Source organism: Jutongia huaianensis, assembly GCF_014384985.1.
Taxonomy (GTDB): domain Bacteria; phylum Bacillota; class Clostridia; order Lachnospirales; family Lachnospiraceae; genus Jutongia; species Jutongia huaianensis.
On the sequence record NZ_JACRSX010000009.1, the window covers coordinates 1 to 7,532 of the forward strand.

Annotated in this window: 8 protein-coding genes and 1 tRNA gene; 5 read left to right on the top strand and 4 right to left on the bottom strand. The window is 42.9% G+C overall.

Translation table 11 applies throughout. The features are described 5' to 3' along the window. Positions 1-316: 316 nt before the first annotated feature. Together H8704_RS14120 and H8704_RS08105 are read right to left on the bottom strand one after the other, a co-directional pair. Complete coding sequence (locus H8704_RS14120; RefSeq protein ID WP_283241967.1) at positions 317-448, bottom strand: hypothetical protein; 132 nt, start codon at positions 446-448, stop codon at positions 317-319. A gap of 202 nt (positions 449-650) precedes the next feature. Continuing rightward, positions 651-723, bottom strand: a tRNA-Thr gene (locus tag H8704_RS08105). Positions 724-851: 128 nt separating this feature from the next. On the opposite strand from H8704_RS08105, the gene pyk reads away from it, so the two are divergent. From pyk to H8704_RS08120, 3 genes are all read left to right on the top strand, one after another. Continuing rightward, positions 852-1,844 (top strand): pyruvate kinase, encoded by a 993-nt coding sequence (gene pyk / locus H8704_RS08110; RefSeq protein ID WP_243105506.1) that lies wholly within the window; start codon positions 852-854, stop codon positions 1,842-1,844. Between the two features lie 90 nt (positions 1,845-1,934). Further along, positions 1,935-2,654 carry a zinc dependent phospholipase C family protein gene (locus H8704_RS08115; protein WP_118689340.1) on the top strand — a complete coding sequence of 240 codons (720 nt, stop codon included), beginning with the start codon at positions 1,935-1,937 and terminating at the stop codon, positions 2,652-2,654. Positions 2,655-2,737: 83 nt separating this feature from the next. Then, a complete protein-coding gene (locus tag H8704_RS08120; protein WP_249297921.1) occupies positions 2,738-4,135 on the top strand; it encodes a SpoIID/LytB domain-containing protein in 1,398 nt (465 codons plus the stop codon). A gap of 2 nt (positions 4,136-4,137) precedes the next feature. On the opposite strand, the gene H8704_RS08125 is transcribed toward H8704_RS08120, so the two are convergent. Then, positions 4,138-5,106 carry a YihY/virulence factor BrkB family protein gene (locus H8704_RS08125; RefSeq protein ID WP_249297922.1) on the bottom strand — a complete coding sequence of 323 codons (969 nt, stop codon included), beginning with the start codon at positions 5,104-5,106 and terminating at the stop codon, positions 4,138-4,140. A 96-nt stretch (positions 5,107-5,202) separates the two neighbouring features. Further along, the gene (locus tag H8704_RS08130; protein WP_118676553.1) at positions 5,203-5,865 is read right to left on the bottom strand and encodes a PHP domain-containing protein; all 663 of its coding nucleotides are present in this window, start codon (positions 5,863-5,865) and stop codon (positions 5,203-5,205) included. A 177-nt stretch (positions 5,866-6,042) separates the two neighbouring features. Here H8704_RS08130 and H8704_RS08135 point away from each other — a divergent pair, with 177 nt between their 5' ends. Next, on the top strand, positions 6,043-6,549 hold the full coding sequence (locus tag H8704_RS08135; protein ID WP_118676551.1) for a flavin reductase family protein: 507 nt from the start codon (positions 6,043-6,045) through the stop codon (positions 6,547-6,549). Positions 6,550-6,789: 240 nt separating this feature from the next. Continuing rightward, entirely contained in the window at positions 6,790-7,389 is a 600-nt protein-coding gene (locus tag H8704_RS08140) for a hypothetical protein (RefSeq protein ID WP_118676549.1), read from the top strand. Positions 7,390-7,532 lie beyond the last annotated feature (143 nt).

Consider the following 7,532-nt stretch of genomic DNA (forward strand, 5'->3'; position numbering starts at 1 on the left):
TGTACTCGATGTACAGGTTTCTTTTGTCTTGCCATAATAAAAGGCCCTCCTAATGATATTTATTTTATCATAGAAGAACCTTCTAATCATTATTTTACAGAAAAAGTATCACACTCTCGTTACGTTTAATATCTGTGCTGAACCTAAATCACTGGATGCATCATTGTTTTTGCCTAGAATATCAGTGACAAAGTATTCATATCCATCATAAGTTGATGATTTGATATGTTTTTTTTGCTGTCAAGCCATTCTAGTGCTACTTGTTTGACAGTTGTCTTTTTGTCTGTCAGGTTGGTTTTTTGACCATTCTTCCATTTTAGGTATTTGCTTTACATGCCTTTTCTGTCTTGTCGGTAAAGCTTTGCCCATCAATACGAAATCGTTTGTAGGTGATTCCTTTTGCTGAGATGCTATCCCAGCAGCCTTCTCCATGTCTTCTTTTACTCATAGGTATCATCCTCCTTAAAAATGTGATTGCTATGCAAATCACTGCACTGAGAATGATCTTTGATTTTCCAAAAAGTTTTCCAAATTAAAATGGAAAACGGAATGCCTTTTCGGCTGTTTTGGGCTTCAATCGACAAATCAGGAAGTTGCCCGGAAACGACAAAAGCCCTAGAAACTCCAGGTTTCTAAGACTTTTATATCAAAGCTGAAAATCGGACTCGAACCGACGACCCCTTCATTACGAGTGAAGTGCTCTACCAACTGAGCTATTTCAGCACTGGACATTATTCTATCGTATTTAAGACAAAAAATCAAGTCCTTTTTTCTTGAGTAGAAATGGTCTATAGTAATAAGGTATGGTTATTGGAAAGGATCACGCAGAAATCTGCGGAATGGAGACGATAATGAAGAATAAGATCGAATTTTATGGCACCTTGGGAAGTGCTTGTGAGAGTGAGAAAACATTGGAAGAAATGTTTCGTACCGGTATGACGGGAGTGCGGGTGAATCTGTCGCATCAGGATCTGGATGATCGAGAGGAATGGCTGGAGAATATGCGCCGTGCTGCAAAACGGTGTGACATAAAACCGGAGCTTTTAGTAGATCTGCAGGGACCGGAGCTTCGAATTGGTAAGCTGAAGAAGCCTATTATCCTGGAGGAGGGCAAAAAGGTTATTCTTGGAAAGGGTGGTATTAAGCTTTCCAAGCAGATCAGAACATCATTGGAAAAGGGACAGGAAATTCTGGTGGATGATGGCAAGCTTCTGTTGAAGGTCAAAAAGGCAAAAGAAAATTATGCAGAATGTATTGTTGTGCGCGGCGGTGTTCTGAAATCCAAGAAAAGTATCACAATTCCCGGATTGGAGTTGGAGCTGCCGACTTTGACAAAGGCAGATATGGCCAATATTCATAATGCTCAGGAAGCAGGAGTGACCGGTGTAATGCTTCCGTTTGTGCGTGGAGCACAGGATGTAATTAATTTGAGAAAGACGCTGCAGGCAGAAGGTGTGGGAGATATCCGGATCTTTGCCAAGATTGAAAATCTGGCGGGCTACGAGGCGGTTGATGAGATCATTCCGGAGAGTGATATGATCGTGATCGCCAGAGGAGATCTTGGAATGGCAGTTCCCCTTTGGGAGCTTCCGGCGATCCAGAAGGATATCAGTGAACGATGCAAAAAAGCAGGCAAACCGTTTATGGTAGTGACACAGCTTCTTCATTCTATGGAGGAGGCAATGGTGCCAACCAGAGCGGAGGTATCGGATATTTATAATGCAGTGTTGGATGGTGCAGATGCATTGATGCTCACAGGAGAAACAGCGGCAGGAAATTATCCGGGCATTGCAATGGGCTATCTGGTACAGACGGCGAATCAGGCATTACAGAAGCGCAAATAAAATTTGGTGACGGTGAATCAGTAAACGGATAGTTCCCAGAGCTGACAGCATCGCAGATCGCAATATTGTTTTTGAAAGGCTGGTTTTTATATGGCGGGATCGGTAGAACATCTGGCAGTGACGATAGAACTGCTTCATATAGATAAAGCGGCTGATGGCAGCTTACTCCAATTAAAAGATCCGGTTCATTTTGTATTGGGAAATCTGGCACCGGATGGGATTATGTCCCGGAAAGGGTACACACGTCCCATGAAAATGCATACACATTTCCGTGATGGAATACCGGACCGGGAGTTTACTGCTCCGTCCAACCTACAGCTTTTTCATCAGAGAATACGGCAGTTTTCGAGGAAAATGTTGTCTGATCCGTCTTTGGACAGAGATTTATATCTTGGTTATATTACTCATATTCTGACAGATGAGATCTTTATGAAAACAGTGCGGCCGGAGTTTATGGAAAAGATTGCCGTGCGGGGTCTGACCGACCGGGATGCAGAGACCTTTGAGCATTTTACTTATGATGTAAATCAGATTGATTTCCGGCTGGGCGTGGAATATCCGGGGATGGATGAAATGAGGAGATGCCTGCTTTGTGAGGATCAATGCAGTATCCGGGAAACGGCAGCATTCGATATGATCACATCACAGGAGCTGGCAGATAGCAGAAAATGGGTTCGCCAATTCTTTTTTGACCAGGCTCCGGTGCCGGAACAGCCGGTATATTACACCTATGAAAGAGCATTGCGTTTTATACAGGAGGCGTCATTATTCATAAAAGACAGGTTGCCGGAATATATTAGATTCGAGTAACGAAACAAGCATGGACGCTGGAAAATATCTGATATATTTTGTTGATATATGAAGTTGAAGCAGAAATGACAGAAGGAAAACGAATGGTACAGCAAAGAAGGAAAGTTCGCTCAACACGAAAAATAACAAATAAACAGAAAATGAGGCGCCGGCTATGGCTTTTACTTACATTGTCGGTGCTTTTTTTGGTATGTATTATTTATGACTGTCACCGAAAGGGACTCTTTCAGAAGGAATGGAAAGAGCTTACGCATCAACCGTCGGAAACGAAGAGGGTTTCCACCAAAAAGGATCAGGATAAGATCCGTGTTCTTCTGACAAACGATGCAATGAACAGTATTTATCATGATACCATTCAGATTCGTGGAACAGGGGAGCTCGTGGTATCACAAAATGGAAGAAAAAAATGTTATGCAAAAGGGCAGACGGTAACCTTTGCAGCAAAGGGACGTCATCATATCGGGAATAAGGTTGACATTTCCTGTTCCAAAGGAAGAATAAAGGTCGTTTCGATCACAAGATCGGGCAAAAATCCGGTATATCGTGGAACGATGAAGATTGTAAAGAAAAAGCAGGGCCTGCTTTTAGTCAATACATTGACATTGCGGGAATATTTGTATGGAGTTGTGCCAAGTGAAATGCCGTCCTCATACCCTATGGAGGCATTAAAGGCGCAGGCGGTCTGTGCCCGCTCCTTTGCCTGGAGACAGATGCGTTCCAACAGCTATAAAGCGTATGGTGCAGATGTGGATGATACCACGTCTTTTCAGGTGTATCATATGTCCGGAGAAGATGCACGCACCAGAAAAGCGGTCAGGTCAACTGCCGGGAAAATGGTATATTCCGGCAATAAGGTCATCACCACATATTATTATTCTACATCCTGGGGATACAGTGCATCCGAGCAGGAAGCCTGGGGTGGAAATGCCGGGCAGAATTATCCGATCCGTTTTCAGAGAGCTGGAAAGACTCCGGGACAGAGCCTGCTGCAGGAGTCGGGATTTTATGATTTTATTACAAAGGATTCCATAGAGACATATGATTCCGGTTATGACTGGTATCGCTGGCAGGTAAAGCTTCCGGCAGAAACGCTGGGAGCAAAGCTTGGGATTGGTAAGGCGGAAAAGATCAGGATATTGAAACGGGGCAGAAGCGGACTGATCCGCAGCCTTCGGGTCAGCGGGACAAAAGGCCGGGTCACATTAGAAGGTCAGGAAAAGATCAGACAGCAGTTATATCCGGCGGGAATCGAGATCTTGAAAAAGAAATCCGGTGAGAAGGTAGTGCTTTCTATGCTGCCAAGTGCAGCTTTTACCGTTTTGGACGGAACAGAGGATGGAAAAGTTGTATTTACACTGATGGGAGGAGGTCTTGGTCATGGCGTGGGAATGAGCCAGAATGGCGCCGGGGAAATGGCAAGACAGGGGAAAAGCTATAAAGAAATTTTACAGCATTATTACAGTCATTGTGGGGTTCGGTAATATCAGTTGAAAAAACGACGGACCATTTCATTTAACCAGCCACCAAAGAAGAGGATATACATACAGGCATAAAGCCATACCATTAGCAGGGCGATGGTGGTCATGGCTCCGTAGATGGAGGAATAATTACTGATGTGATCCACATAAAAGGAGTAAAGATAAGAAAAACCAAGCCAACCAATGGTAGCGGTGATCGCACCGGGCAACTGGCTGATAAAAGTAACGCGGCTTGGTGTGATCGTGCTTCCTGCAATCTCATCTGAAGGAACATAGTCTGAGACATAGCCGTGCAGCTTATGATTCGGGATCAGTACATACATACCGGTAAAGAAAAGGAGCATAATGAAAAAACCTGCGGTGGAACGAAAGCTGATAATGGGAAGCAGGATATGGGTCAACAACGGAAAGATTTTGGTGATCCGCAGAAAAAGCTGATTACCAAATACCAGAAGCACAAGAGTTGCAATGATCAGCAGAGCAAAAAGCAAAGTGTAAATCATTGCCCAGAGACGTAGGGTAAAGTATCCTCGTGTTTCGGGAATCTTATACACGGAATTCAGACCGTAGATAATGGAAAGGAAAGACTTTGATCCAAGCCATAAGGCGGCAATAACAGTCACAGGCAGCAAGGATGAGGTCTGTGTTGTATAGATGCCATTAATAATATCTGCCATAAATTTACGAAATGATTCCGGAAGAAATGCCTCCACAGCGGTAATTAAAAGCTCCGGGGATAGTGGCAGACGCTGTAACAGAACCAGCATAAACATGGTAAAAGGAAAAAAAGACAGGATCATCATAAATGCGGCCTGTCCGGCATACGCAGATACCGCTGTATCCAGAAGATTAAAGCCAAGGAGCTTTCCTTTACGGTAAATAACCTGCGGAACTGCTTTTGGTTCTTCATTCCATTGATTTTTTAAGCGGAGAAACATTTCCCGCATCTTATTCAGATTCTCATTTTTTTTCATCTCTTTTCCTCATTTCCCGATGATTCATTACATAGGCATTGTGAAACGATATAGTTTCATCAAAGTGTAAAAATAGTTTAGTTTAAATGGGACAGCTTAAGAGGTAAGCAACTTGTAGTTCCCGGAACGCAGCACCTGATAAAGTGCACGGGTATCTGTGACAGGTATGGAGGTTTCAATGCCGCCCTTTGCCACATCCTCCAGCTCGTGAAAATCACTTCCGGAAGATTGGATCATATGATATTTTTGCGACCATTCTTTGGCAAGCTCATTCTGATTATTGTGCCTTGGATTACCATTGTAGCTCTCGGCACCGTCCAGATAAGCCGGATCAGCCGGAGTACAGTACGTCCGGTAAGGATGTGCCTGTAAAAGAAGGATCTGTTCCTTCTGACAAAGTGCATAAAGCTCCTTCAGAGTCATTTCGTGAAGATCCGGATGCTGCAGGATAAACTTCTCGGTAATGCCATAAAGCAGATAATCATTGGGACTGCCCGGCAGATTCGCCTCTGCTCCCAGAAGAACAGGAAAGCCGATTTTATCTCCGGCAGCCTTAGCAGTCTGGTATCCATTTAAGAAATATTGTGCGTAAGCTTCAGCTGTCTCTGCTCCACTTCGTTCTTGAGCCCATTTACAGTAGTGATCCGTGATCACAATGGCATCATAGCCCGTCTGTTGATACAAAACAGGAATCTGCCCGGCAGAAACATTGGCGCAGGGACTTGCCTCACCGGTATGTGCATGCATCTCTATTTTCATAAGAAAAACCTCGATTTCTGTGAAATTCGTCTATCAGCGTTATCCTATCATTTTATGGAGAGCTTGTCAAAAATATGCGGAAAATATATACTATAGATAAAGCGGAGATCCGGGAGAAGGAATCCGCATATTATCAAAAAATATAGTTGCAGAGCATCTGCAGAATGGAGGAATATTATGCATAGTTTTCAGTCATTTACAGCCGATATGATGGAATGCAGTCCATTTGATAAGATCGGAAAGGAATGGATGCTGGTAACAGCAGGAAATGAGGAGAAGGTAAATACCATGACAGCTTCCTGGGGTGGCATGGGGGTTATGTGGGGGAAAAATGCTGCTTTTATTGTAATTCGTCAAAGCCGCTATACAAAAGAGTTTATTGATAAAGAGGGAACCTTTTCCTTGTCATTTCTGGGAGAGAAGCATCGCAATATGCTCAAATATCTGGGAACGGTGTCCGGACGCACAGAGGATAAGATTAAAGAAGCAGGCGTAGAGATCAATTATCAGAATGGTGTTCCATATGTGGATCAGGCGAATCTCGTATTGATCTGCCGAGCCATGTCTGCTACAGAACTTAAGCCGGAGGAGTTTCTTGATTCGGAGATTGATGAAAAATGGTATGCAGACAAAGATTATCATACCTTATATATTGCGGAGATCACAGATTTTCTGGCGCGGTAATTGTGTTCAAACAGTGAAGAAAATATGGCAGAAATCCGGCATTTTTATGTCACAAAAGGGGCAGATGTGTTGATTGAATAAATCTATTTCAAATAGAAAAAATAACGCCGCACAAAATATAGTTTAATGCCGATTTTTCCGCTATTTTCCACGGATTTTGCACTCGCAATTATTGACAGGAAAATATGAGTGTGCTATTATGGATTTGCAAATTTATATACTTATTAAGGAGGCAATATTATGAGATTATCAAATGTAGCAAAAAGAGTATTTTCTGTTGCATTAGCAGCAACTGTTGCAGCTTCTTCTATTGTTGCTGTACCACAGGTTTCCAAGAAGGCTGACGCTGCATCCAGCGCAACTGCATATCTTTGCTTCGCAAGCAAGAGCTATAATGGTGTACTTTCTAACCACGACGACTCAAACCGCAGCAAGGGTGTTATGAATGGAAACAAGAAAGCATCCATCAAGGGAATTAAGGTTTCTAACGCAACCATCAAGAAAGGCAGCTTTACTGTAACAGTAACCGCTTCCGGTGCGAAACTGAAATCCTTTGCAAAGGATGGCGGCTGGAACAGCATTTATGTAGACACAAGCCTTGCAGGTAAGGACAAGAAGAAACTCAAAGTAACATCTGCAACATTAAAGATTGACGGTTCTACAGTAAAGACCATCAAGAACCCTACACTTACTCCGGATCCGGGTGTTAAGACCGGCAACACACAGGTAATGGTCGTTAATACTTGGAATAAGTATTCTCAGAAGAAGTACAAAGCAGCAAGCTGCAAGAAGATGCCTAAGAAGAGCATCTCTGTTACAATTTCCGGTACATTAAAATAATACATTTTAATGGGAATCTAAGGTAGATATTTTTGATTGCACTTCTACATTTTGAAGAGCCATATAACAGTGGAGATCATTGTTATATGGCTCTTTTTGAATGGAATAAGAAAGTGTTGCATTTTTTGTATGCTATTATGCAG